The sequence below is a fragment of the Kineococcus aridisoli genome (assembly GCF_050871885.1).
GTDB lineage: Bacteria > Actinomycetota > Actinomycetes > Actinomycetales > Kineococcaceae > Kineococcus.
The window spans coordinates 22,403-46,431 of sequence record NZ_JBJLSF010000019.1 but is presented as its reverse complement, the minus strand read 5'-3'; the positions used below and the strand labels follow the sequence as shown (position 1 = coordinate 46,431).

Annotated in this window: 21 protein-coding genes; 11 read left to right on the top strand and 10 right to left on the bottom strand. The window is 75.9% G+C overall.

All coding sequences use genetic code 11. The annotated features are described in order from the left end of the window. The first annotated feature begins 144 nt into the window (after positions 1-144). The 8 genes from ACRYM2_RS07755 (at position 145) to ACRYM2_RS07720 (ending at position 7,912) form a co-directional block, all read left to right on the top strand. Complete coding sequence (locus ACRYM2_RS07755) at positions 145-1,704, top strand: APC family permease (RefSeq protein WP_432521245.1); 1,560 nt, start codon at positions 145-147, stop codon at positions 1,702-1,704. After that, on the top strand, positions 1,701-3,704 hold the full coding sequence (locus ACRYM2_RS07750; RefSeq protein ID WP_432521243.1) for a primary-amine oxidase: 2,004 nt from the start codon (positions 1,701-1,703) through the stop codon (positions 3,702-3,704). The genes ACRYM2_RS07755 and ACRYM2_RS07750 overlap by 4 nt, the downstream gene beginning before the upstream one ends. Then, a complete protein-coding gene (locus ACRYM2_RS07745) occupies positions 3,701-4,135 on the top strand; it encodes a hypothetical protein (RefSeq protein ID WP_432521241.1) in 435 nt (144 codons plus the stop codon). The genes ACRYM2_RS07750 and ACRYM2_RS07745 overlap by 4 nt, the downstream gene beginning before the upstream one ends. Continuing rightward, positions 4,132-4,863: a GNAT family N-acetyltransferase gene (locus ACRYM2_RS07740; RefSeq protein WP_432521239.1), complete on the top strand. Its 732-nt coding sequence runs from the start codon at positions 4,132-4,134 to the stop codon at positions 4,861-4,863. The genes ACRYM2_RS07745 and ACRYM2_RS07740 overlap by 4 nt, the downstream gene beginning before the upstream one ends. Before the next feature lie 17 nt (positions 4,864-4,880). Next, a complete protein-coding gene (locus ACRYM2_RS07735) occupies positions 4,881-5,501 on the top strand; it encodes an L-threonylcarbamoyladenylate synthase (protein WP_432521237.1) in 621 nt (206 codons plus the stop codon). A 272-nt stretch (positions 5,502-5,773) separates the two neighbouring features. After that, positions 5,774-6,613 (top strand): SDR family oxidoreductase, encoded by an 840-nt coding sequence (locus tag ACRYM2_RS07730; protein ID WP_432521235.1) that lies wholly within the window; start codon positions 5,774-5,776, stop codon positions 6,611-6,613. A 13-nt stretch (positions 6,614-6,626) separates the two neighbouring features. Next, positions 6,627-7,619, top strand: coding sequence for a type I phosphomannose isomerase catalytic subunit (locus ACRYM2_RS07725; protein WP_432521233.1), 993 nt, complete (start codon positions 6,627-6,629; stop codon positions 7,617-7,619). Between the two features lie 107 nt (positions 7,620-7,726). Continuing rightward, a complete protein-coding gene (locus tag ACRYM2_RS07720; RefSeq protein WP_432521231.1) occupies positions 7,727-7,912 on the top strand; it encodes a hypothetical protein in 186 nt (61 codons plus the stop codon). A gap of 8 nt (positions 7,913-7,920) precedes the next feature. Here the strand turns inward: ACRYM2_RS07720 and ACRYM2_RS07715 are convergent, their stop codons facing one another. From ACRYM2_RS07715 to pcrA, 4 genes are all read right to left on the bottom strand, one after another. Then, on the bottom strand, positions 7,921-9,351 hold the full coding sequence (locus ACRYM2_RS07715; RefSeq protein ID WP_432521229.1) for an APC family permease: 1,431 nt from the start codon (positions 9,349-9,351) through the stop codon (positions 7,921-7,923). 16 nt (positions 9,352-9,367) lie between these two features. Beyond that, positions 9,368-10,198 (bottom strand): carbon-nitrogen hydrolase family protein, encoded by an 831-nt coding sequence (locus ACRYM2_RS07710; RefSeq protein ID WP_432521227.1) that lies wholly within the window; start codon positions 10,196-10,198, stop codon positions 9,368-9,370. A gap of 84 nt (positions 10,199-10,282) precedes the next feature. Next, entirely contained in the window at positions 10,283-10,963 is a 681-nt protein-coding gene (locus tag ACRYM2_RS07705) for a GNAT family N-acetyltransferase (RefSeq protein WP_432521225.1), read from the bottom strand. 3 nt (positions 10,964-10,966) lie between these two features. Further along, positions 10,967-13,297, bottom strand: a complete 2,331-nt coding sequence (gene pcrA, locus ACRYM2_RS07700) for a DNA helicase PcrA (protein WP_432521223.1) — start codon at positions 13,295-13,297, stop codon at positions 10,967-10,969. A gap of 104 nt (positions 13,298-13,401) precedes the next feature. Between pcrA and ACRYM2_RS07695 the strand changes: the two genes are divergently transcribed. Beyond that, complete coding sequence (locus ACRYM2_RS07695) at positions 13,402-13,989, top strand: TetR/AcrR family transcriptional regulator (protein WP_432521221.1); 588 nt, start codon at positions 13,402-13,404, stop codon at positions 13,987-13,989. Between the two features lie 3 nt (positions 13,990-13,992). Further along, positions 13,993-16,197, top strand: coding sequence for an MMPL family transporter (locus ACRYM2_RS07690; RefSeq protein WP_432521219.1), 2,205 nt, complete (start codon positions 13,993-13,995; stop codon positions 16,195-16,197). A 105-nt stretch (positions 16,198-16,302) separates the two neighbouring features. Here the strand turns inward: ACRYM2_RS07690 and ACRYM2_RS07685 are convergent, their stop codons facing one another. The 5 genes from ACRYM2_RS07685 to ACRYM2_RS07665 all read right to left on the bottom strand — a co-directional run bounded on the left by ACRYM2_RS07685 (position 16,303) and on the right by ACRYM2_RS07665 (position 20,943). Continuing rightward, the gene (locus ACRYM2_RS07685) at positions 16,303-18,540 is read right to left on the bottom strand and encodes a bifunctional metallophosphatase/5'-nucleotidase (protein ID WP_432521217.1); all 2,238 of its coding nucleotides are present in this window, start codon (positions 18,538-18,540) and stop codon (positions 16,303-16,305) included. A gap of 97 nt (positions 18,541-18,637) precedes the next feature. Further along, entirely contained in the window at positions 18,638-19,549 is a 912-nt protein-coding gene (locus ACRYM2_RS07680) for an NUDIX hydrolase (protein ID WP_432521215.1), read from the bottom strand. Beyond that, complete coding sequence (locus ACRYM2_RS07675) at positions 19,546-19,917, bottom strand: DUF3817 domain-containing protein (RefSeq protein WP_432521213.1); 372 nt, start codon at positions 19,915-19,917, stop codon at positions 19,546-19,548. Before ACRYM2_RS07675 ends, ACRYM2_RS07680 begins: the two co-directional genes overlap by 4 nt. Then, a complete protein-coding gene (locus ACRYM2_RS07670; protein ID WP_432521211.1) occupies positions 19,914-20,741 on the bottom strand; it encodes an SURF1 family protein in 828 nt (275 codons plus the stop codon). The genes ACRYM2_RS07675 and ACRYM2_RS07670 overlap by 4 nt, the downstream gene beginning before the upstream one ends. 10 nt (positions 20,742-20,751) lie before the next feature. After that, positions 20,752-20,943, bottom strand: coding sequence for a hypothetical protein (locus tag ACRYM2_RS07665; protein WP_432521209.1), 192 nt, complete (start codon positions 20,941-20,943; stop codon positions 20,752-20,754). 54 nt (positions 20,944-20,997) lie between these two features. Here ACRYM2_RS07665 and ACRYM2_RS07660 point away from each other — a divergent pair, with 54 nt between their 5' ends. Beyond that, the gene (locus tag ACRYM2_RS07660) at positions 20,998-22,371 is read left to right on the top strand and encodes an aminotransferase-like domain-containing protein (protein WP_432521207.1); all 1,374 of its coding nucleotides are present in this window, start codon (positions 20,998-21,000) and stop codon (positions 22,369-22,371) included. A 60-nt stretch (positions 22,372-22,431) separates the two neighbouring features. Here the strand turns inward: ACRYM2_RS07660 and guaA are convergent, their stop codons facing one another. Continuing rightward, complete coding sequence (gene guaA / locus ACRYM2_RS07655; protein ID WP_432521267.1) at positions 22,432-24,006, bottom strand: glutamine-hydrolyzing GMP synthase; 1,575 nt, start codon at positions 24,004-24,006, stop codon at positions 22,432-22,434. Positions 24,007-24,029 lie beyond the last annotated feature (23 nt).

Genomic DNA, 24,029 nt, shown 5'->3' with positions numbered 1-24,029 from the left:
CCCGCGACGGGGGAACCCGTCGCCGGGAGCGCCCCGCGCGACGCGACGAGTCGTCACGCGCGGGCAACACGGCGGAAACGCGCGCCGTCGAGGATCGCCCCAGGCGGCCGCCCGGCCGCCGTGCGTCCTCGCGCAAGGAGCGTCATGGCGACCACCGCGGACACCGCGAACACCGCGAACACCGAGGTCCCCCCGGGAGCGCCCGCCCGCCTCAGCGGCCGGCTCGGCGTCGGCTCGATCGTCTTCATGGTCGTCGCGGCCGCGGCGCCGCTGACCGTCGTCGGCGGCAGCGTGCCGCTGGGGATCACCCTGGGCAACGGCGCGGGGTACCCGGCGATGTACGCGATCGGCGCGGTCGTGCTGTTCTTCTTCGCCGTCGGGTTCACCGCCATGACGCGCTACGTGCCGAACGCCGGCGCGTTCTACACCTACGTCGGCGCCGGGCTCGGGCGCTGGCACGGCCTGGGCGCCTCGTTCCTGGCGCTGCTGACCTACCAGACGATCCAGGCCGCGGTGTACGGCTACCTGGGCGCCGCGCTCGGCGGCGTGGTCGCCGACGACCTCGGCGGCCCGGACCTGCCGTGGTGGGTGTGGAGCGCGCTCTCGATCGCCGCGGTCGGCCTGCTCGGCTACCGCCACATCGACCTCTCCAGCAGGGTGCTGGGCGTCCTGCTCGTCGCCGAGGTCGGGATCGTCCTCGTCGTGGACGCCGGGGTCGTGCTGGCCGGCGGCGGGGACGGGGGTTTCTCCACCGCGTCGCTGACCCCGTCGGGCATCGCCGCCGGCGCACCGGGCATCGGGCTGATGTTCGCCCTCGCCGGGTTCATCGGGTTCGAGTGCACCGCGGTGTTCCGCGACGAGGCGCGCGACCCGGACCGCACCATCCCGCGCGCCACGTACGCCTCGCTGGCCCTCGTCGGCGTCTTCTACACCGTCTCGGCGTGGGCGATCGTCTCCGCCTGGGGCGACGAGGGCGCGGTCGCCGCGGCCGCCGAGGACCCGGAGGGCATGGTCGTGACGACCGCCGCCGACTACGCCGGCACCGTCGTCGGGGACCTCGTGCAGGTCCTGCTGCTGACGAGCCTGTTCGCCTGCGTCCTGTCGTTCCACAACGTCCTCAACCGCTACGTGTTCTCGATGGCCGGCACCGGCGTCCTGCCGCGCTCCTGGGGCCGCAGCCACGCCCGCCACCGCTCCCCGCACGTCGCCTCGCTGCTGCAGACGGCCTCCGCGCTCGTGCTGCTGGCGGTGTTCGCGGCCACCTCGCTCGACCCGGTGCTGCAGGTCTACGCGTGGATGTCCGGCATCGCCACGCTCGGGTTCGTCCTGCTCATGCTGCTCACCTGCGTCGCGGTCCTGGTCTTCTTCCGCCGCAACCGCGTCGACCCGCGCCCGTGGAACACCCTGCTCGCACCCGCGATCGGCGTCGTCGGCCTCGGGGTCGCCGCGTACCTGACGGCGACGAACTTCGGGCTGCTCGTCGGCGGCTGGACCGTCGGCGCGGTGTTCCTGGCCCTCACCGCCGCCAGCTACCTCGTGGGCCCGCTCGTCGGGCTCCTCAGGCCCGGCGCGGACCCGCTCGCCACCGCGAGCGCCCAGGCCGCCACCGTGCCGCACCAGGTCGGCGGCCCCGCCCAGTCCGTCCCCGCCCAGCCCGTCCCCGCCCAGCCCGTCCACGAGAACACCCCGGAGATCGACGCATGAGCCTGCTGGAGACCCCCGCCACCGACCTCGTCCCCGGCTCCGGCCCGGCCCACCCGCTGGACCGGCTGACCGCGGCGGAGATCGACGCGACCCGCGGACTGCTCGAGGAGGCGGGGGCGCTGGGCCCCACCACGAGGTTCGCCTACGTGGGGCTGCTGGAACCGCCCAAGGCCGAGGTCCTCGCCTTCTCCCCCGGCGACCGCGTGACCCGCACCGTGCGCGTGCTGCTGCTGGACACCGCCTCGGGCACCGGCCGCGACGTGGCCGTCTCGCTGGACCGCGGGGAGGTCGTCGCCGACCGCGTCGTCGACGGCCCGGCCGAGGGGCAGCTGCCGATCCTGGACGCGGAGTTCGAGCTCATCGAGCCGATCGTCAACGCCGACGAGCGCTGGGTCGCGGCGATGCGCGCCCGCGGCCTGGACCCGGCGCGGGTGCGCTCGGTGCCGCTGTCGTCGGGTTCCTACGACGACATCCCCGGGACCGATCCCGGCAGCGCCCGCATCATGCGCGTCTTCGGGTTCCACCAGCCCGACGACGAGGCGCTGCCGTGGGCGCACCCCGTCGACGGGGTCGTCGCGTTCGTCGACATCACCGCGCAGCGGGTGCTGCACGTCCTGGACCACCGGCGCTTCGACGTCCCGCAGCAGACCGGCCGCTGGGACGCCGCCCCGCACGCCCAGAGCGAGCGCACCGACCTCAAGCCCATCTCCATCACCCAGCCGGAGGGCCCCAGCTTCTCCGTCGACGGCGACGTCGTCAGCTGGGCGGGCTGGCGGGTCCGCGTCGGCTTCGACGCCCGCGAGGGCCTGACGCTGCACCAGCTGTCCGTCGCCGACCCCACCGCGGCCACCCCCGCCGAGCAGGAGGTCCAGCGCCCGGTCGTCTACCGCGCCTCGATCGCCGAGATGGTCGTCCCCTACGCCGACCCCTCGCCGGTGCGGTTCTGGCAGAACTACTTCGACACCGGCGAGTACCTGTTCGGCCGGTACGTGAACTCCCTGGCGCTGGGCTGCGACTGCCTCGGGGAGATCCACTACCTCGACGCGGTGCTGGCCGACGAGTCCGGCCGGCCGCGGACGGTGCAGAACGCGATCTGCCTGCACGAGGAGGACCACGGGGTGCTGTGGAAGCACACCGACATGTTCAACGGGATGGCGCAGACGCGCCGCCAGCGCCGCCTGGTCATCTCCTTCTTCACCACGATCGGCAACTACGACTACGGGTTCTACTGGTACCTCTACCTCGACGGCACGATCGAGCTGGAGGCCAAGGCGACCGGTGTCGTCTTCACCGCCGCCCACCCCGAGGAGGGCCTGGCCCACTCCACCGAGATCGCCCCCGGCCTGGCCGCCCCCTTCCACCAGCACCTGTTCTCCGCGCGGCTGGACATGACGGTCGACGGCGTGGCCAACGCCGTCGAGGAGGTCGAGGCGGTGCGGGTGCCGCGCGGTCCGGGGAACCCCTACGGCAACGCCTTCGCCCGCAAGGTGACGCGGCTGACCTCGGAGTCGGTGGCCCAGCGCGAGGCGAACGGCGCGAGCGGGCGGGTCTGGCACGTCGTCAACACCGAGCGGACCAACGCGCTGGGGCAGCCGACGGGGTACGCGCTGCACCCCGAGCACCAGCCGGTGCTGCTGGCCGACGACACCAGTTCCGTCCACGACCGGGCGACGTTCGCCACCAAGCACCTGTGGGTGACGCGGTACTCGCCCGACGAGCGCTACCCGGCGGGCGACCTGGTGAACCAGAACCCCGGCGGCGCCGGCCTGCCCGCGTTCGCCGCCGCCGACCGCGACCTCGACGGCCAGGACGTCGTCCTGTGGCACACCTTCGGCCTGACGCACTTCCCGCGGCCGGAGGACTGGCCCGTCATGCCCGTCGACCACACCGGGTTCACCCTCAAGCCGGTGGGGTTCTTCGACCGCAACCCCACCCTGGGCGTCCCGGCGGCACCGGTGTCCTCCCACGGCGCCGCCGCCGGAGGGTGCTGCAGCGCGTGAGCAGCCGGGCGAGCAGGGCCGCCGCCGCGCTCGGGGGGGCGGCGGCGGTCCTGCACGTCCCGCTCGCCCTCGCCCACGCCGGTGCCTCGCTGCCCGCGGCGGCGGCCCTGCTGCTGATGTCGCTGGTGTGCCTGCCGTGCGCGGGGCACCTGTGGCGCGCGCCGTGCCGGCGCGCGTGGGCGACGTGCGCGCTGACCGGCGGCGGCATGCTCGCGGCCCACGGCGCGCTGCTGACCCTGCACGCGGCACCGCCGAGCGCCGCACCGCTGCTCGTCACCGGTCACGGCGCGCACGCGAGCGCGCTGCCGGCGCTCGGCTCCGGGCCCGCCCTGGCGCTGGTGTCGCTGCTCACCGCGGCGCAGGTGGCGCTCTGCTGCGCGGCGCTGGCCCGCGCCGGCGCCGCGCGGCGGCGTGGAACCATGCCCGGGTGATCGCGCACGACCCGCCCGCCCCGCAGGACCCCGCCCCGGACGACCCCGCCCTGGACAACCCCGTCTGGTCCGCGCTGAGCGGCCCGCACGCGCGGCTGGCGGAGGGCACCGGCACCGGCCGGCGCTACCCCGCCGACGTCTCGCCCTTCTGCGGCCTGGCGGACCAGGGCGACGAGCGGGCCTGGCGGGAGCTGGCGGCGCTCGCCGGGGCGGGCGCCACCGTCCTCGTGCCCGCCTTCGGCGGCGCCGTCCCGGACGGCTTCGCGGTGACCTCGGTCCTGCCCGGCGTCCAGCTCGTCGCGGGTCCCGACCTGCGCACGGCCGACCTGGCCGCCGTGCCGGGGGCGGTGGAGCTGGGCGAGGACGACGTGCCGGACATGCTCGACCTCACCGCGCGCACCCAGCCGGGCCCGTTCCTGCCGCGCACGCACCTGCTGGGCCGCTACGTCGGCGTCCGCGAGGGCGGCCGGCTGCTGGCGATGGCCGGGGAGCGCCTGCACGTCGGCGGTGCGACCGAGGTCAGCGCGGTGTGCACCGACCCGGCGGCCCGCGGGCGGGGGCTGGCGAGCGCGCTGGTGCGCGCCGTCGCCCACGGCATCGCCGCCCGGGGGGAGCTGCCGTTCCTGCACGCCGCGGCGACGAACACCCCCGCGATCCGGCTGTACGAGGCGATGGGCTTCCGGCACCGGCGCACGGTCGACTTCGCTCGGGTGCGGGTCCCGGGCTGAGTGCCTACAGTCCCCGGGTGGCACGATTCGTCGAGGTGCACCCGCAGGACCCGCAACCGCGGGCGATCGCCCAGCTGGTGGCGATGCTGCGCGAGGACGCGCTCATCGCCTACCCGACCGACTCCTGCTACGCGCTGGGCTGCCGGCTGGACAGCCGCACCGGCGCGGACCGCATCCGCCGCATCCGCCACCTCGACGAGCGCCACCACTTCACGCTCGTGTGCTCCGACTTCGCCCAGCTGGGGCAGTTCGTGCACCAGGACAACGCCCAGTTCCGCGCCGTGAAGGCCGCGACGCCGAACCCGTACACGTTCATCCTGCCCGCCACCAAGGAGGTGCCGCGCCGCTTCGCGCACCCGCGCAAGAAGACCGTCGGCGTGCGCATCCCCGACCACCCGTTCGTGCGGGCGCTGCTGAGCGCGCTCGGGGAGCCGCTGCTGTCGAGCACGCTGCTGCTGCCCGGGGTCTCCGAGCCGCCCACCGACGCCTGGACGATCAAGGAGGAGCTCGACCACGTCGTCGACGCCGTCGTCGACGCCGGGGAGTGCGGCACGGTGCCGACCACCGTCGTCGACCTCTCCTCGGGCTCCCCGGAGGTCGTGCGGGTCGGTGCGGGGGACCCCGCCCGCTTCGAGTAGCCGGCGCCGGCCGACCCGGTGGGCCGCTCAGCGGGCCAGGCCGATGACGGGTGCCCGCCACCGGCGCCCCGACGACGGCGCCGCGGCGCGCGCGCACACCCGGCAGGACCACGCCGCGGGGCACCCCCACGCACGCGGCGACCGCCAGCAGCCCCCGGCCCGGCCCGCGCCACGGGGTGGAGGAGGCGCACCCGGCCACCTTCCCCGGGTAGGACGCGGCGGGCCGGGTAGGGGGTCCGGGGAGAGCACGTCCACCACGAGAGGAGCACCCGGTGTCCCAGCCGTCGCAGCAGCAGGAACCGCCCGGCACCACCGCGCAGATGGACCCGAAGCCCGACCACGGCGAGCAGTCCTACCGGGGCAGCGGGAAGCTGACCGGCAAGGCGGCGATCATCACGGGCGGCGACTCCGGCATCGGGCGGGCCGTGGCCATCGCCTTCGCCCGCGAGGGCGCCGACGTCGTCATCAGCTACCTGTCCGAGGACGAGGACGCCCGCGAGACGGCGAAGTGGGTGGAGGAGGCCGGCCGCAGGGCGGTGCTCGTGCCCGGTGACGTCTCGCAGGCCGGGCAGTGCCGCGCGATCGTCGACAAGTGCGTGCAGGAGTTCGGCAAGGTCGACGTCCTCGTCAACAACGCCGCGTACCAGATGAGCCACGAGTCGCTGGAGGAGATCTCCGACGAGGAGTGGCTGCACACCCTCAACACCAACCTCAGCGCGTTCTTCTACCTGTCCAAGGCGGCGCTGCCGCACATGGGCCCCGGGTCGTCGATCATCGGCAGCAGCTCGGTGAACTCCGACAACCCCAAGCCGACGCTCATCCCCTACTCGGTCACCAAGGCCGGGATCGCGAACATGTGCGCCTCGATGGCGCAGCTGCTGGGCGAGAAGGGGATCCGGGTCAACAGCGTGGCGCCGGGGCCGATCTGGACGCCGCTCATCCCCTCGACGATGCCCGCCGAGCAGGTCGAGAGCTTCGGCCAGCAGGCACCGCTGGGCCGCCCGGGCCAGCCCGCCGAACTGGCCCCCGTGTACGTGCTGCTCGCCTCCGACGACGGCAGCTACGTCTCCGGCGCCCGCGTCGCCGTCACCGGCGGCACCCCGATCCTCTGAGGAGCGCACCACCGTGGACTGGTACCCGCTGCACCTGAGCACCTCCGTCAAGCAGCACGTGTTCGGCGGCCGCGCCATCGCGGACCTGCTCGGGCGCAGCGGGTTGCCGGACGGCCCGGTCGCCGAGACGTGGGAGGTCAGCGACGTCGACGGCGAGGTGGGCCTCGTGCAGGAGGGCCCGCTGGCCGGCACCCCGCTGCGCGAGCTCGTCACCCGCGACCCCGAGGGGCTGGTCGGCGCGGGCTGGCGCGGCAGCCGGTTCCCGATCCTCACCAAGTTCATCGACGGCACCGGTGCGCTGCCCGTGCACGTCCACCCCGACGACGAGGCGGCGCGTCGCCTGCGCGGGGAGGAGAACGGCAAGACCGAGGCCTGGCACGTGCTGGCCGCCGCGCCGGAGGCCACCGTGCTGTGCGGGGTGCGCCCCGACGTCGGCGAGGAGCAGCTGCGCGAGGCGCTGCTGGCCGACCGCTTCGACGACGTCCTCGTGCGCTTCCCCGTCTCCGCCGGCGACACCGTCCTCGTGCCCGCCGGCACCGTGCACTCCTTCGGTCCCGGCACGCTCGTCTACGAGATCGAGCAGACCTCCGACCTGCAGCAGCACGCGATGGGCTGGCAGATGGAGGACGGCTCCCCCGTCCCCGACGACGAGCGCGCCGCGAACGTCGACGCCCTGCTGCGCGAGGCCCGCCTGGCCGAGCGCCCGAGCGTGCGCGACGGCGCGGGCCCCGCCGACGAGGACGGCGTGCGCCGCGTCGTCTGCTGCGAGAGCGCGTACTTCGTCCTGCACCGCTGGCGCTCCGGCGCCCCAGTCACCGTCGGGCGGGAGTTCGCGACCGCGCAGGTGCTGACCAACGTCGGGCAGCAGGAGGTCGCCGTCCGGGCCGGTGGCTGGTCGGGGACCCTCCCGCGCGCGAGCACCCTGCTGCTGCCCGCGGCGCTGGGCCGCGTGGAGCTCGAGGGCGCGCTGGACGTGCTGTGGGGGCACCTGCCCGGGGCCGGCTGAGGCGGGGGCCCGGGTCCGTGCTGCTGCGTCCGGGTGGTCCGGAGGGTGTCCGGGTGCAACTGTCGGCCCCCCGTGTCACAGTCCTCTCTCCAGGACGGAGGCCACGGATGGACCGGCACGACAGCACCGAGCGGGCGGTCCGCCGCGCGGCCCTGTTGAACGAGCGCCAGGCGGCGCGGATCCGCCGCCGGCTGAGGGGTTTCCAGCTGCGGCGGCTGCCCGTCGCGCGGCGCCCGCGCGGTGGCGGCGGCACCGGCGAGCAGGGCCCGGCGGGCGCCGACGAGCGCGGCTGAGGCACCGCTCAGGCGGTGCGGCGCCCGCCCGCCAGGGCCCCGGCCGCGAACGCGGCGACGGGCAGCAGCCCCAGCAGCAGGCTCACCCCGGCGCTGCCGCCGGTCACGAGCGTGAAGTTCGAGGCCACCAGCCACAGGCTCACCGCGAGCGCCAGCACGGCCAGGGCCGGGGCGAGCAGGGCGCGGCCGGTCCGCCCCGCCCGCAGGTCCGGGCGGCGGGAGAAGAACGCGACGACGGCCACCGAGGTCAGCAGCATGAGCAGGACCATGCCGACGGTGGAGACGCCCGCCATCGACCCGAAGACGCCGACGAGCGGGTCGAGGCCGACGAGGGCGAAGACCGCCACGAGGACCGCGGCCGTCAGGGTCTGCACCAGCGAGGACACCGCGGGCGAGGCGTGCCGGGGGTGGACGGCGGCGAGCCGGCGCGGCAGGTGCCCGCTGCCGGCGAGGACGAACTGGTAGCGGGCGACGATGTTGTGGAAGGACAGCACGCAGGCGAAGACGCTGGAGACCAGCAGCACCTGCACGAGGTCGCGCAGGACGGTGCCCACGTAGGTGCCGGCCGCGTCGAGCAGCATGTTGCCGCCGGCGTCCAGCGACTCCCGGGCGACCTGCTGGGCGCGCCCGGAGCCGACGCCGACGACGACGGCCCAGCAGGACAGCGCGTAGAAGGCGCCGATGACGAGGACCGCGAGGTAGGTGGCGCGCGGGACGGTGCGCTCGGGGTCGCGGGCCTCGTCGCGGAAGACGGCGGTGGCCTCGAACCCGATGAAGCCCGTCAGGGCGAACAGGACCGCGACGCCGAGCGGGCCGGAGGCGACGGCCTGCGGGGTGAAGGAGACGGCGTCGACACCGGCCGCGCCGCCGCGCAGCACGATCGCGGCGTCGAGGACGAGGACGACGCCGATCTCCAGGACGAGCGCGACGCCGAGCACCCGGGAGCTGAGGTCGATGTGCCGGTGGCCGAGCAGGGCGACGACGGCGATCCCGGCGAACCCGTACGCCCACCAGGGCACCTCCGGACCGCCGTAGCGGGTGACGAGGTCGCCCAGGGCCCAGCCCAGGTAGCCGTACATGCCGACCTGGATGGCGGTGTAGGCCAGCAGCGCCACGTACGCGCTGCCCATGCCGGCGCGCGGGCCCAGCCCGCGGGTGACGTAGGAGTAGAACGCCCCGGCCTCGGAGACGTGCGGGGTCATCGTGACGAACCCCACGGAGAACACCAGCAGCACCGCGGCCGCCAGGACGAACCCCACGGGAGCGCCGGCGCCGTTGCCGCTGCCGATCGCCAGCGGGACGTTGCCCCCGACGACGGTCAGCGGCGCCGCCGCCGCGACGACCATGAAGACGATGCTGCCGACGCCGAGGCGCCCGGACAGGCGCGCCCCCGCACCGGCGGGGGCGGCGCTGGACGCGGTGGTGGGCGGGACGCTCACGGGTTCGACCTCGCTGTCAGGGGGTGTGCGGGAACTGCTCGGCGTGCCGGGCGTACAGGTCGCTGCGCAGGTCGGTGAGGTAGGGGTTGCGCCGCTGGGCGTCGGCGACGACGGCCGGGTCGACGTCGGCGACCAGCAGGTGGTCGCCGTGCACGACGGAGTCCAGGACGTCCCCGGAGGGCGCGACGATGCTGCTGCGGCCGACGTAGGTCGTCCCGCCCTCCACGCCGTCGTGGTTGACGTAGGCGACGTACACCTGGTTCTCCCAGGCGCGGGTGCGGATGACGTGCTCGGCCACGAAGGCGAACGGCTCCATCTGCGCGGTGGGCACGGCCACCAGGTGCGCTCCGGCGCGGGCGGCGGCGCGCACGGCCTCGCCGAACTCGACGTCGTAGCAGATGAGCAGGGCGATGCGCAGACCGCGGTGCTCCACGACGTGCACGAGGTCGTGCCCCGGGGCGAAGGTGCGCCGGTCCAGCTCGCCGAACAGGTGCGTCTTGCGGTAGCGGCCGGTGACCTCGCCGGTGTCGTCGACGAAGAAGGCGCTGTTGTAGACGGCCTCGCCGTCCGCCTCCGGGGCGCCGAGGACGATCGCCAGGCCGGTGTCCGCGGCGATGCGCCGCACCGGGGCGAGCAGGTCCTGGCGGGCGAGGCGGGCCACCTCCTGCGCACCGATGTCGTAGCCGGTGACGAACAGCTCGGGGGTGACGAGCAGCTGCGCACCGCGCTCGGCGGCCCGGCGGGCGGCGCGCTCCAGCTCGGCGAGGTTGGCGGCCACGTCGCCGGGGGTCCCGCTGGTCTGCAGGCCGGCGATGCGCACCGGGCCGGGGGGCGGGGAGTCGTCCATGCAGGAATCCCACGACGGCCGCGCGCCGGGGGCAAGCGACGGATCGTCGGAGCCTGCCCGCGGTGGCGGACGGTTCGTCGGCCGCTACCGCGGGGAGCCCACGGCCCCGGTCCCGAGGTGGCGGTGCGCTCCGGTGATCGGGGAGCGGGTGCGCCACCCCAGCGAGGTGTAGAGGGCCCGCCCCTGCGCGCTGGCCACCAGGACGCCGCGCCGGGCGCCGCCGGCGCGGGCGGCGGCGGCGAGGTGCGTCATGACGAGGGAGCCGAGGCCCCGGCGCCGGTGCTGCGCCTCGGTGCTGATCCGGTCGAAGACCGCGTCGGCGCCGGCCACGGCGAGGTGACCGCGAGCGGCCGGGGTGCCGTCGGCGGCGTGCACCGTGAGCACGGTGGTGGCCCCGGCGGTGCTGGTGGCGAGGCGGTACCCCGGGGGCGCGGCGGGCGGGTGCACCGCCGCCAGGGGGGTCGTCATCAGCCACGTCGGCTGCTCCGGCCGCCAGCCCGGGCCCAGGCGGGGCAGCCACGCGGCGGGGTCGCCGGCGGTCTTGACGTGGTCGGTCTCGGCGCGGGCCTCGGCCACCGCCTCGCGCACGGCGGCGGCGGAGGGGGTGGTCAGCACCCACCGGCAGCGCTCGGTGTCCGTGCCCGTGGGCACGCGCCACCAGTGGGGGGTCCGCACGGCACCGCTCACGCCGCGCGCGAGGACCCAGCCGCGCACCCACGCGTCGAGGTCGGCGCCGACGTCGTCGGGCTGCGCGGGAGCGGGCACGCCTCAGAGCTTCTCGACGGGGGCGTAGCGCAGCAGCAGCCGCTTGGTGCCCTCGGAGCGGAAGTCGATGTGCGCGATGGTCTTGTCGCCCTCGCCCTCGATGCGCACGACGGTGCCCATGCCGAAGGAGTCGTGGGTGACGCGGTCCCCCGGGGCCAGCGCGATCACGGGGCGGGTGCCGCTGGAGCGGACACCGGGCCGGGAGGCCAGGCGCGTGGAGGAGCTGGGCGAGGAGACGTCGCCGAACACCGACTGCCCGCGCCGCCAGTCGACGAGGGTCGCCGGGACGTCGTCGAGGAAGCGCGAGGGCGGGTACTGCTGGGGCGCGCCCCAGGCGCTGCGCACGGCCGAGCGGGTCAGGTAGAGCCGCTCGCGGGCGCGGGTGAGGCCGACGTAGGCCAGCCGGCGCTCCTCGGCGAGCTGGTCGGGGTCGCCCAGCGAGCGCAGGTGCGGGAAGGTCCCGTCCTCCATGCCGGTGAGGAAGACCACGGGGAACTCCAGGCCCTTGGCGGTGTGCAGGGTCATGAGGGTCACGACCCCCTCGTCCTCGCCCTCGGAGGGGATCTGGTCGGCGTCGGCGACCAGCGAGACGCGCTCGAGGAAGTCCGACAGCGTGCCCCCGGGGGTGGCGTCGGCGAACTCCTCGGCGACGGCGACGAGCTCGGCGAGGTTCTCCACGCGCGACTCGTCCTGCGGGTCGCCGCTGGCGCGCAGCTCGGCGAGGTAGCCGGTCTGCTCCAGCACCGCCTCCAGCACGACGGCCGGGGAGGCCCCCGACTCGGCCAGGGTGCGCAGGTCGTCGACGAGCTGGGCGAAGCCCCTGATCGCCTTGAGCGAGCGGGAGGCGAGCCCGATCGCCTCGTCGGCGCGCCACAGCGCCTCGTTGAAGCTGATCCGCTCGCGCTCGGCGAGCACGAGCACCGCGGCCTCGGCGCGCTCGCCGATGCCGCGCTTGGGCACGTTGAGGACCCGGCGCATGTTCACCGTGTCGTCGGGGTTGTCCAGCAGCCGCAGGTAGGCGACGGCGTCCTTGACCTCGCGGCGCTCGTAGAAGCGGGTGCCGCCGACCACCTTGTAGGGCAGGCCGGTGCGGATGAAGACCTCCTCCAGCGCCCGCGACTGGGCGTTGGTGCGGTAGAAGACCGCCACGTCGCCGTAGCGGGCGGCGCCGGCGTCGTGCAGCCGGTCGACCTCCTCGGCCACGAACGCCGCCTCGTCGTGCTCGTCGTCGGCGACGTAGCCGACGATCTGCTCCCCCGCGCCGGAGGCCGTCCACAGGTTCTTGGCGCGGCGGTCCTCGTTGTGCCGGATGACCTCGTTGGCCGCGGACAGGATCGTCTGCGTGGAGCGGTAGTTCTGCTCCAGCAGCACGGTCCGCGCGTCCGGGTAGTCCTGCTCGAACTCGACGATGTTGCGGATCGTGGCGCCGCGGAAGGCGTAGATCGACTGGTCCGCGTCGCCGACGACCGTCAGCTCGCCGCGCGGCACGGGCCCCTCGCCGGTGCCGACGAGCTCGCGCACGAGGACGTACTGGGCGTGGTTGGTGTCCTGGTACTCGTCGACGAGGACGTGCCGGAAGCGGCGGCGGTAGTGCTCGGCGACGTCGGGGAAGGCCTGCAGCAGGTGGACCGTCGACATGATGAGGTCGTCGAAGTCCATGGCGTTGGCCTGGCGCAGCCGCTGCTGGTAGGCCCGGTAGACCTGGGCGAGCACGCGCTCGGTGGCGGTGCCGTCCTCGGAGTGGGCGCGCTCGGCGAAGGCGTCCTCGTCGACGAGCTCGTTCTTGAGGTTGGAGACCATCGCCGACATCGCCCGCGGGGCGTGCTTCTTGGGGTCCAGCTCCAGCTCGCGGCCGACCATCGCCATGAGCCGCTGCGCGTCGGCGGAGTCGTAGATGGAGAACGAGGAGCGCATGCCGAGGTGGGTGGCCTCGCGGCGCAGGATCCGCACGCACGCGGAGTGGAACGTCGAGACCCACATGCTGCGCGCGCCCATGCCGACCACGTCGCCCACGAGCGCCGCGACGCGCTCGCGCATCTCGGCGGCGGCCTTGTTGGTGAAGGTGATGGCCAGGACCTGCCCCGGCGTCGCGCGGCCCTCGGCGAGCAGGTGGGCGATGCGGTGGGTGAGCACGCGCGTCTTGCCCGAGCCGGCCCCGGCGACGATGAGCAGCGGGGAGCCGGCGTGCACGACCGCCTCGCGCTGCTGGGGGTTCAGCCCGGTCAGCAGGTCGGCGGGGGCGGGGCCGCGGGAGGAGCCGGCGGACGGCTGCCCGCCGGAGCCGCCCCCGGAGCCGGAGGGACCCAGCGGGAGGTCGTCGAAGAGTGTGCTCATGGCCCCTCCAGGGTAGGGCTGGGTGCGGACACGGGACACCTGCCCGGCGGACCGCCCCGGTCCTCGACGGACCGTTCCGGTCGGAACCGGTCTACCCTGGTCGGGTGCCACGTCCCACCAAGGAGGAGATCGACGAGGAGATCCTCGACGCGGCGGCCGCGCTGTTCGCCCGCCACGGCGTCGAGCAGACCTCCGTGCAGCGCGTCGCCGACGCCGTCGGCTACTCCAAGACCGGCCTGCTGCACCGCTTCCCCAGCAAGGAGGCGCTGCGGGAGGCCACCGTCACCTCCACCGTCGAGCGCCTGGAGCTGCTCGCCCGGCGCGTGGCGCCGCTGCCCGCCGGCCCGGAGCGCGACGGCGAGGTCCTGCGGGCGATGGCCGAGCTGGCCACCCGCCGCCCCGGGCTGGTCGCCTTCGTCCTCACCGCCCTCAGCTCCCCCGGCTCCGCGATGAGCGCCGAGCGCCTGGACAGCATCGGCGAGGTGCTCTTCCGCGCGTTCGGCGCGAGCCTGCAGGTGGAGGCCGACCCCGAGCGCGCCGTCCGGATCACCACCGCCCTCGGCGGGCTCGCGGTCACCTCGCTCGCCTGCCGCGACCTCGCCCCCGCGCTCGTGCAGCCGCACCTGGTCGCCGCCGCCCTGGGCGCCCTGGGGCACCCCACCGACCGTCCCACCCCCCGCACGGAGGACTGAGCCTTGGCCACCCTGCTGCACCGCCTCGGGCGGGCCGCCCACCGCTTCCGGGTCCTCGTCGTCGCGCTGTGGGTGCTGCTGCTCGCGCTCGCCGGCGTCGGCGCGGCCACCCTGTCCGGCTCGACCGTCAACAGCTTCGAGATCCCCGGCCAGGAGTCCACGACGGCGCTGCGCCTGCTGGACTCCGAGTTCGGCGACACCGCCGGCGGCGCCTCCGCGCAGGTGGTCTTCGAGGTGCCGCAGGGGCAGCAGGTCACCGCCCCGGAGAACGCCGCCCGGATCGCCGCGGCCGTGCAGGTGCTGGGCGCCCTGCCCGGCGCCGGCGGCGCGAGCAACCCCCTGGACCCGGCCGCCCCCGCCGTCTCCCCCGACCTGCGCGCCGCCTACAGCACGGTCGGCTACCCCGTGCAGGCCGCGGAGATCCCCGAGGAGGACCGCGAGGCCCTCCTCGACGCGGTCGGCGCCGCGCGCGGGGACGGCCTGGACGTCGAGGTCACCGGCACGGCCACCCAGGGCGTCTCCGAGGTCGGCGGCCCGGCCGAGGTCATCGGCGTCGTCGTCGCGCTCGTCGTGCTCGCCATCACCTACGGCTCGCTCGTGGCCGCCGGGATGAACCTGCTCACCGCCGTCGTCGGCGTGGGCATCGGCGCGCTGGGCATCACCACGCTCACCGGCTTCGTCGACCTGCAGTCCACGACCCCGATCCTGGCGGTCATGCTCGGCCTGGCAGTCGGCATCGACTACGCCCTCTTCATCGTCACGCGCTTCCGCCACGAGCTGCTGGCCGGCCGCGGCGTCCCCGAGGCCGTGGCGGTGGCCGTCGGCACCGCCGGCTCGGCGGTGCTCACCGCGGGCACCACGGTCGTCATCGCCCTGGCGGGCCTGGCCGTGGCGGGCATCCCCTTCCTCACCGAGATGGGCCTGGCGGCCGCCGCCACCATCGTCGTGGCCGTGCTCGTCGCGCTCACGCTGGTGCCGGCCGCGCTCGGCCTCATCGGGCTGCGCGCGCTGCCGCGCTCGGCGCGGCGGGCCCTGACCCACGCCTCCGGCAAGCACGTGGCCGTCGGCGACCCGGCCGACGCGCCGGCGCCGACGGGCCTGTTCGCCCGCTGGGGCCGCGCGGTGAGCACCCACCGCTGGGTGACCCTGCTGGCCGCCGTCGTGGCCCTGGGCGCGATCACGGTCCCGGTCGCCTCGATGCGCACGACGCTGAGCACCGCCTGGCCCGACGGCAGCACCCAGGCGCGGGCCGAGCAGGTCCTGTCCGAGCGCTTCGGCCCGGGCGTGACCGGACCGCTGCTCGTGCTCGTCACCGGCGACGGCGCACCCGCGCGCGGGCAGGCGCTGAGCACCGAGCTGGCCGGGCTGGAGGGGGTGGCGCTGGCGACGCCCGCCGCGCCGAACGCCGACGGCAGCGCCGCCCTGGTCACGGTCGTGCCGACCACCGACCCCGAGGACGAGGCGACCACCGACCTCGTGCACCGGATGCGCGAGCGCATCGCCGCCGACGACGCCCCCGGGACGCAGGCCTACGTCACGGGCACGACGGCCGTGAGCGTCGACGTCTCCGCCACCCTCGCCGAGGCGCTGCCGGTCTACCTCGTGCTCGTCGTCGGCCTGGCGTTCCTGCTGCTCGTGCTCGTCTTCCGCTCGATCCTCGTCCCCGTCGTCGGCGTCCTGGGGTTCCTGCTGACGATCGGCTCCGCGCTCGGGGCGACCACCGCGGTCTTCCAGTGGGGCTGGCTGAAGGACCTCGTGCAGGCCGAGAGCACCGGCCCGCTGCTGAGCCTGGCGCCCATCATCGTCGTCGGGATCCTCTTCGGCCTGGCGATGGACTACCAGGTCTTCCTCGTCTCGCGCATGCACGAGGCGCACGCGCACGGCGCCGAGCCCGTCGAGGCCGTGCGCACCGGCTTCCGGCAGGCCGCGCCCGTCGTCGTGGCCGCCGCCGCGATCATGTTCTCCGTCTTCGCGGGCTTCGTGCCCGAGGGCGACGCGACGATCAAGCCGATCGCCTTCGCGCTGGCCGTCGGCATCCTCGCCGACGCGATCGTGGTCCGGATGGTCCTCGTGCCCGCCGCGCTGTCGCTGCTGGGCCGGGCGGCGTGGTGGCTGCCGCGGTGGCTGCGGTGGCTGCCCGCCCTCGACGTGGAGGGGACGGCGCTGGAGCGGCCGGCCCCCGCGGGGCACCCGGCGCACCGGCACTGACGGGGCGCCCGCACGCCCGCGGCGGCCCGGGGCTGCAGGAATGCCCCGCGGGTGCCGATGGTTGGACAGGCTGGTCGTTCCGGTACGTGTCCCCGGGCCTCACCCTCAGCCGCTGCGAGCGGCCACTCGCCGAGAGGCGACGCTCGGGACGACCACCTCGTGGCGAAGGCCCGCCCGGTCAGCCGACCGGGCGGGTCTTCGTGCGTCCAGCGCGGGCGGAGCCCGCCGTGGCGGTGCTGAGGCGCGCCGGCGACGGGCCCCGAGGACGAGCAGCCCACCGGTGAGCACGAGCGCCGACCCCGTCACCACGAAGGGCGCCACCTCGGCGCCGGTGTTCGCCAGCCGGCCGGGGGCCGCGGTGCGCGTCGGGCGGACCACCGGGCGCACGGACGGCCGCGCGCTCGGGCGGGCGGTCGGGCGCACCACGGCCGGCGCGGTCGTCGCCGGGGCGCTGGGCGCCGGGGCGACGGGCGCGGGGGCCGAGGTGGTCGGCGCGGGAGCGGGTGCGGGGACCGCGACGGCCGAGCGCGGCTGCTGGTCCGGCGAGAGCGGCTGGTTCTCCGGCAGCCCCAGGTAGGCGGTGAACGCCTCCAGGTCGGTGCGCCCGAGCTCGGTGCGCTCGGTGCCCTCGGCCAGCGTCGTGAAGTTGTCGCCGCCGGAGGCCAGGAAGCTGTTCACCGTGACCCGGTAGGTGGCCGCGGGGTCGAGCTCCACCCCGTCCAGCGTCGCCGAGACGACGTGCCGGCCGGCGGGTGCGGCCGGGTCGTAGGTGAAGGCGAAGCCCTCGGAGACGCCGAGCGCGAGGAAGGGCCGCGAGGAGCCGGCGGGCTGCCACTGCTCCTCCAGCACCCGGCGGACCTGCGCGCCGGTGAGGCTGAGGGTGACCACGGAGTTCGCGAACGGCTGGACGGCGGCCGCCTCGGCGTAGGTGACCACCCCGGGGCCCTCGGCGCCCGAGGGGGCGAAGCGCAGGTCGTCGCGGACGCCGCCGGGGTTCTCGAAGGCGATCTGCGCCCGCGCGCCCAGCGTCTGCTGCAGCTGCGCGTCGGCGACGAGGTTGGCCAGCGGCGACTGCGTGCCGCGGTCGTCCTCGCCGCCCGCGAAGGCGCGGGTGATGTCGGCGGTGATGCGCCCGACGGGGCGCGCGCCGACCTCCTCGGCGGAGGCGACCGCCTCGTCGACGATCCGCTGGACCTGCGGGTCCGGGGTGAAGCCCACGACCGGCAGCACCTGGTGGGCCTGCGCGACGACGTCGCCGGTGGCGGTGTCGACGTTGAGGACGAGGCGGTCCACGGCCGTCGAGTACGACTCGGCGGACAGCACCGGGCGGGCGACCTGCTTGCCGGCCACCGGGAACTCGCAGTCGTAGAGCTGGTGCGTGTGCCCGGACAGGATCGCGTCGATCTGCGGGGAGGCCCCCTGCACGATCTTCCCGAAGGCGCCCTCGGTGGCCACGGTGGCGCAGTCGGTGCCGGCCGAGCCCTCGTGCGCCAGGAGCACGAGCACCTGCGCCTCGCCGTTGGCGGCGTCGCCGTCGGAGAGCTGGGCGGCCACCCGGTTCGCGGCGGCCACCGGGTCGGTGAACTGCAGGCCGCGGATGCCGTCCGGGGAGACCAGGCTCGGCGTCGCCTGCGTGACGACGCCGATGAAGCCGACGCGGATGCCGCCGACGTCGGTGACGGCGTACTCCGGCAGCGCGGGCCGGCCGTCGGCGAGGGCGACGTTGGCGCCGAGGTACGGGAAGCCCGCCAGCGGGGCCGCCCCGCCCGCGCCGGGCTCGCCGCGCACGCCGATGCGGTCGGTGAGGTCGGCGAAGCCCTTGTCGAACTCGTGGTTGCCGACCGCGGAGACGGCGACGTCCATGGCGTTGAGCGCCTCGATCGTCGGCGCGTCCTGCTGGCTGAACGAGGTGAACGTGGAGGCGCCGACGTTGTCGCCGACGGAGGCGACGACGGTGTTCGGCTGCTGCGCGCGCAGCGCGCCGAGCGCGCCGGCCAGCTGCGCGGCACCGCCGACGGGCGCGCCGTCGTCGGTCTCGTCGGGGGCCTCCAGGCGACCGTGGAAGTCGTTGAAGGCGCCGATCTGGATCTGGGTCTGGCCGGCCGCGGGGGCCGGCAGCAGCGCGGGGACGGCGACCGCGGCCGGCGTGGCCGTGGCGGTCGGCGTGGCGGTGGCGGTGGCCGTGGCGGTGGCCGTCGGCGTGGCCGTCGGCGAGGCGCTGGGGGTGGCCGTGGCGGTGGGGGTGGCCGCGGCGCTGGCGGGCACCGCCCACGCGGGGGACACCAGCACCGCCAGGGCTGCACCCGAGGACAGGAACCGGACGAGGGGACGACCGTGGGGCATGGGCTCGCTTCCGCGCAGGGGACGACGCGGGCGGAGTCTGCCAGTCACGGGGCGTGGTTGGGAACCACCTGAGGGCTCGCCCGGGCGGCGCGCGGGCTCAGCCCGCGCGCTGGGCGGCCAGCGCGATCTGCAGCCCCCGGTGGGCCACGGCGACGAGCCCGACGGACTCCGCCTCCGCCAGCGGCACCCACCGCGCGAGGTCGGTGCTGCCCCCGACGTCGAGCACCTCGGGCTCGCGCACCTGCAGGGGCGTGGCCGTCACGAGGATCCGCACGGCGTGGAAGTCCTCCAGCACCCCGCGCGGGGAGCGGCCGGTGAAGTGCTCGGCGGCGATGTCGGCGAGCCCGTCGACCTCGACGTCCATGCCCGTCTCCTCGTGCACCTCGCGCACCACCGCCGCCAGCGGGTGCTCGCCGTGGTCCACGCCGCCGCCCGGCAGCGTCCAGCGGCCGGGGCTGGGCGTCAGCGGGCTGAGCCGGGTCAGCAGCAGGGCGTCGTCGCCGAGCACGACCGCGTAGCAGGCCAGCCGCTGGCGCACCACGGGCGTGCGGGGGTCGGCCGGCGGCAGCGACCGCGCCAGCTCGGCCTGCTCGACCGCGACGTCGGCGTCGGCGGCCAGCGGCCAGCCGCCGGGGACCGGCGCCCACCGCAGCGGAGGGGGGAGCTCCTCCGGCGACGAGGGCAGGTCGGCGGCCAGCACCACGTGGACGCTGTGCACGTCGACCTCGTCGACGCCGTCCTCCCCGGCGGCGGCCTCGACCCCGCCGGCGGGCACCGCCGCGCGCCGCACGCCGTCGTCCACCGCCAGGACGGCACCGGTCACGACGGGGAGGCCGACCGCGCGCCGGGCCGCGGCGGCGGGCGTCTCGCCGTGGGCGAGCACGGCGTGCGGCAGCACGCCGGCGGCGTCGAGGAGGACACCGCCGGCCGGTGCGCCGCGGACGGTGCGCACCGCCACGTGCACGACGACCCGCTGCAGCGCGGGCCGCTGCCCGAGGTCCTGCGTCACGCGCGGGCGAGCTGGTCGTTGACGGCGCGCTGGTTCTTGCGCTCGGCGTAGAACGACAGGAAGGGGACGGTGCCCGCGAGCGCGGTGAGGACCATCCGCCCCCACGGCCAGCGCACCCGGGTGCCGAGGTCGAAGGTGCACACCAGCAGCAGGATGTAGAGGGTCCCGTGCAGCGGGCCGAGGACGCGGCTGATCGCCTCGGCGCCGGGCAGCTCCACGTCGGCCGCGCGCAGCGGGTAGCGCAGCAGCGAGTACGTCAGGACGACCAGCCCGATGCCCGTCAGCCAGGCCAGCACGCGGTAGCGCAGCAGCGCCGAGCGCACCTTGGCCTGCGACCGCAGCCCGCCCGCGACGCGGTCGGCGCTCACCGGGTACCACTCATGTCTCGTCCTCCGTCGCCGTCGGCCGCGCCCTCCGCGACGGCCGCCTCCTCGGGGACATCCTCCCCCGCGTCCCTGCGCCCGTCGCGCACGGCCCTGACCCAGACGACGACGGCGAACAGGGCGAACACCCACCACTGGGCGGCGTAGGCGATGTTGCCCCAGTCCAGCCGGCGGCGGGCCTCGCCCGGGTCCGCGGGCGGGACCGCGCGCAGGCCCGCCGCGGGGGCGGTGTCGACGACGTAGGCGCTGGCGACGGGGTAGTCGACGCGGTTGACGAGGTCGGCGGCGCTGACGAACCACACCTGCCCCGCGGGCAGCGCAGCGGTGGAGGGCGCCACGTCGGAGCCCTCGGGGGGCTGCACGACACCGGTCAGCTCGACCGGCCCGGCCGGCGGGGCGGGGGCCGGTGCCCCCTCGGGCACCCAGCCGCGCACCACGGGCAGGCCGGAGCCGTCGGCCAGGCGGACCACGCCCAGGACCCAGGAGCCCTGGCGCCCCTCCAGCGGGCGGGCGGCCACGAGCAGGTCGACGGCGGGGTCGAAGGTGCCGCTCACCCGCACGCGGGCGCCGACCTCGTCGCGGGAGAGCACCGCCTGCGCCGAGCCGGCCGCGGCGCCGGCGGTGACGACCTGCTCGACGGCGGTGACGGGCCGCCGGGCGGGCGGGTCGTCGACGACGACGTGCCCGCGGGACCACTGCCACAGGCCCAGGCCCACGCAGACGGCGACGACGAGGAGGGCGGCCGCGGTGAGCGCCGCGGTGCGCGACGCGCTCGACCGCGGACGCCGCTCCCCGGCCTCGTCCAGCACGCGGGCCAGGTTACGCGGCGCCGCGCAGGCTCCCGCGACGCACCTCGGGGGCGGTAGCGGTACTCGAACGGAAGCGATAGCGCTTCCGGGGAGCTGGGCGGTCCGCCCGGCGCCCGGCGCCGGGGTACCGGGTGTCGGCGCCGACGAGCGGGGCCAGCACCGCCAGCGCGAGCAGCAGGACCAGGACGAGCAGGGCGCTCACCGCGCGCTCCTGCCGCTATCGCCGACACGTGGAGTAGCGCTATTGTCATCTCTCATGGAAAACGGTAGCAGCGTGCAGCGGGTCACCGCCAGCCTCCGCGAGCTGGCCGCCTCGATGCCGGCCGGGGCCAGGCTGCCCAGCAGCCGGCGGCTCGTGGCCGAGCACGGGGTCGGCCCGGTCACCGTCCAGCGCGCCGTCGACGTCCTCGTCGCCGACGGCACCCTCACCACCCGCCCCGGCGCGGGCACCTTCGTCGCCCGCGCCACCCGCACGCCCACGCTCGACACCGACTGGCAGCGCGTGGCGCTGGGCACCTCCCCCGTCGACGCCGAGGGGGTGCTCGCCGCGCTGGCCGCTCCTCCGGACGGCGCCCTCGACCTGGCCCGCGGCTACCTCGACCTGGGGCTGCAGCCGACCTCGCGGCTGGCCGCGGCGATGGCCCGCGCCGCCCGCCGCCCGCAGGCCTGGTCGGTGCCGCCCGCCGCGGGGCTGCCCGAGCTGCGCACCTGGTTCGCCCAGCAGCTGGGCGCCGACCGCGAGGACGTCTGCGTCATGCCCGGCGGGCAGGGGGCGCTGTCGACGGTGCTGCGCTCGATCGTGCCGGCCGGCAGCCCCGTGCTCGTGGCCGTGCCCAGCTACCCCGGCGTCATCTCCCTGCTGCGCAGCGCCGGGCTCGTGCCGGTGCCCGTGCCCACCGACACCGACGGCGTGCGCCCCGAGCTGCTCGAGCGCGCCTTCGAGCAGTCCGGCTCCCGCCTGCTGTACCTGCAGCCGACCTACGCCAACCCCGACGGGCACGTGCTGGCCGCCGAGCGGCGCCGGCCCGTGCTGGAGATCGCCGCGCGCGCCGGCGCCTTCGTCGTCGAGGACGACTTCGCGCGCTGGCTGGGCCACGGCCCCACGGCCCCGCCCTCGCTGCTGCGCGACGACACCGACGGGCGGGTCATCACCGTGAACTCCCTCAGCAAGGTGGCCGGCGCGAGCCTGCGGGTGGGGTGCGTCATCGCCCGCGGGCCGGTGGCGCAGCGCATCGGCGCGCTGCGCACGGTGGACCACCTCGTCGTCGCCCGCCCGCTGCAGGAGGCCGCCGTCGACCTCGTCACCGGCGCCGGCTGGAACGGGCACCTGCGCACCCTGTCGGCAGCGCTCGGCGCCCGCGTGGACGCCCTGTGCACCGCCCTGGCCCGCGAGCTGCCCGGCTGCTCCTGGGTGCGCCCGCGCGGGGGCTTCTCGCTGTGGCTGCGCCTGCCCCGCGGCACCGACGACGTGGAGCTGGCGCGCCGCGCCCTGGAGCGCGGTGTCGCCGTCAGCCCGGGACGGCACTTCGCCGTCGCCGAGGAGGAGGCCGCGCACCTGCGCCTGTGCGTCCCCGCCGCCGACGAGGCGGCCGTCGACGAGGCCGTGCGCCGGCTGGCCGCCGCGCTCTGAGCCCCGCCGCGACCGGCGGCGGGGCTCCCCGCGCGGGATCAGCGCGGGATCAGCGCGGGATCACTCCCACTCGATGGTCCCCGGCGGCTTGCTCGTGACGTCGAGCACGACGCGGTTGACCTCGGGCACCTCGTTGGTGATGCGCGTGGAGATCCGCTGCAGGACGTCGTAGGGCAGCCGGGACCAGTCGGCCGTCATGGCGTCCTCGGAGCTCACCGGCCGCAGCACCACGGGGTGCCCGTAGGTGCGCCCGTCGCCCTGGACGCCGACCGAGCGGACGTCGGCGAGCAGCACGACCGGGCACTGCCAGATCTCCCGGTCCAGGCCGGCCGCGGTGAGCTCCGCGCGGGCGATGGCGTCCGCGGCCCGCAGGACCTCCAGGCGCTGCGGGGTGACCGCGCCGACGATGCGGATCGCCAGGCCGGGGCCCGGGAACGGCTGGCGGTAGACCATCGCCTCGGGCAGGCCGAGCTGCAGCCCGACGGCGCGCACCTCGTCCTTGAACAGCGCCCGCAGCGGCTCGACGAGCTCGAAGGCGAGGTCGTCGGGCAGGCCGCCGACGTTGTGGTGGCTCTTGATCGTCGCCGCGCCGGTGCCGCCGCCGGACTCCACGACGTCCGGGTAGAGGGTGCCCTGGACGAGGAACTTCACCTCGTCGGACCCCTCCTTCGCGACGACCTCGCGGGCGGCGTGCTCGAAGACGCGGATGAACTCCCGGCCGATGATCTTGCGCTTCTGCTCGGGGTCGCTGACGCCGTCGAGGGCGTCGGCGAAGCGCTGGACGGCGTCCACGACGTGCAGCTTCACACCGGTCGCGGCGACGAAGTCCTTCTCGACCTGCTCGGCCTCACCGGCGCGCAGCAGGCCGTGGTCGACGAAGACGCACGTGAGCTGGTCGCCGACCGCGCGCTGCACGAGCGCGCCCGCCACCGCCGAGTCCACGCCGCCGGACAGGGCGCAGATGACCTTGCCGTCGCCGATCTGCGCCTTGATGCGGGCGACCTGCTCCTCGATGACGTTGCCCGTCGTCCAGTCCGGGTCGATGCGGGCGCCGTGGCGCAGGAAGTTCACCAGCACGTCCTGGCCGTGCGTGGAGTGCTTCACCTCCGGGTGCCACTGCACCCCGTAGAGGCGGCGCTCGTCGTCCTCGAACGCCGCGACGGGGGTGCCCGCCGAGGAGGCCGTCACGCGGAACCCCTCGGGGGCCTTGGCGACGCTGTCGCCGTGCGACATCCACACCGACTGCTCGGCCGGCTGGTCGCGCAGCAGCGTGGAGGAGGCCGCGTCCTGCAGCTGCGCGGCCGTCCCGCCGTACTCGCGGCGGCCGGTGCGGGCGACCTCGCCGCCCAGGGCCTGGGCCATCGCCTGGAAGCCGTAGCAGATGCCGAGGACGGGCACGCCCGCCTCGAACAGCGCCGGGTCCACCTGCGGGGCGCCCTCGGCGTACACGCTGGACGGGCCGCCGGAGAGGATCACCGCGGCCGGGTCCTTGGCGAGGATCTCGTGCACCGGCGTGGAGCTGGGCACGATCTCGGAGTAGGTGTCGGCCTCGCGCACCCGCCGCGCGATGAGCTGCGCGTACTGGGCGCCGTAGTCGACGACGAGGACGGGGCGGTGGGCGCGTTCCGCGGCCACCTCCGCCGGTGCGGTGTCGGTCG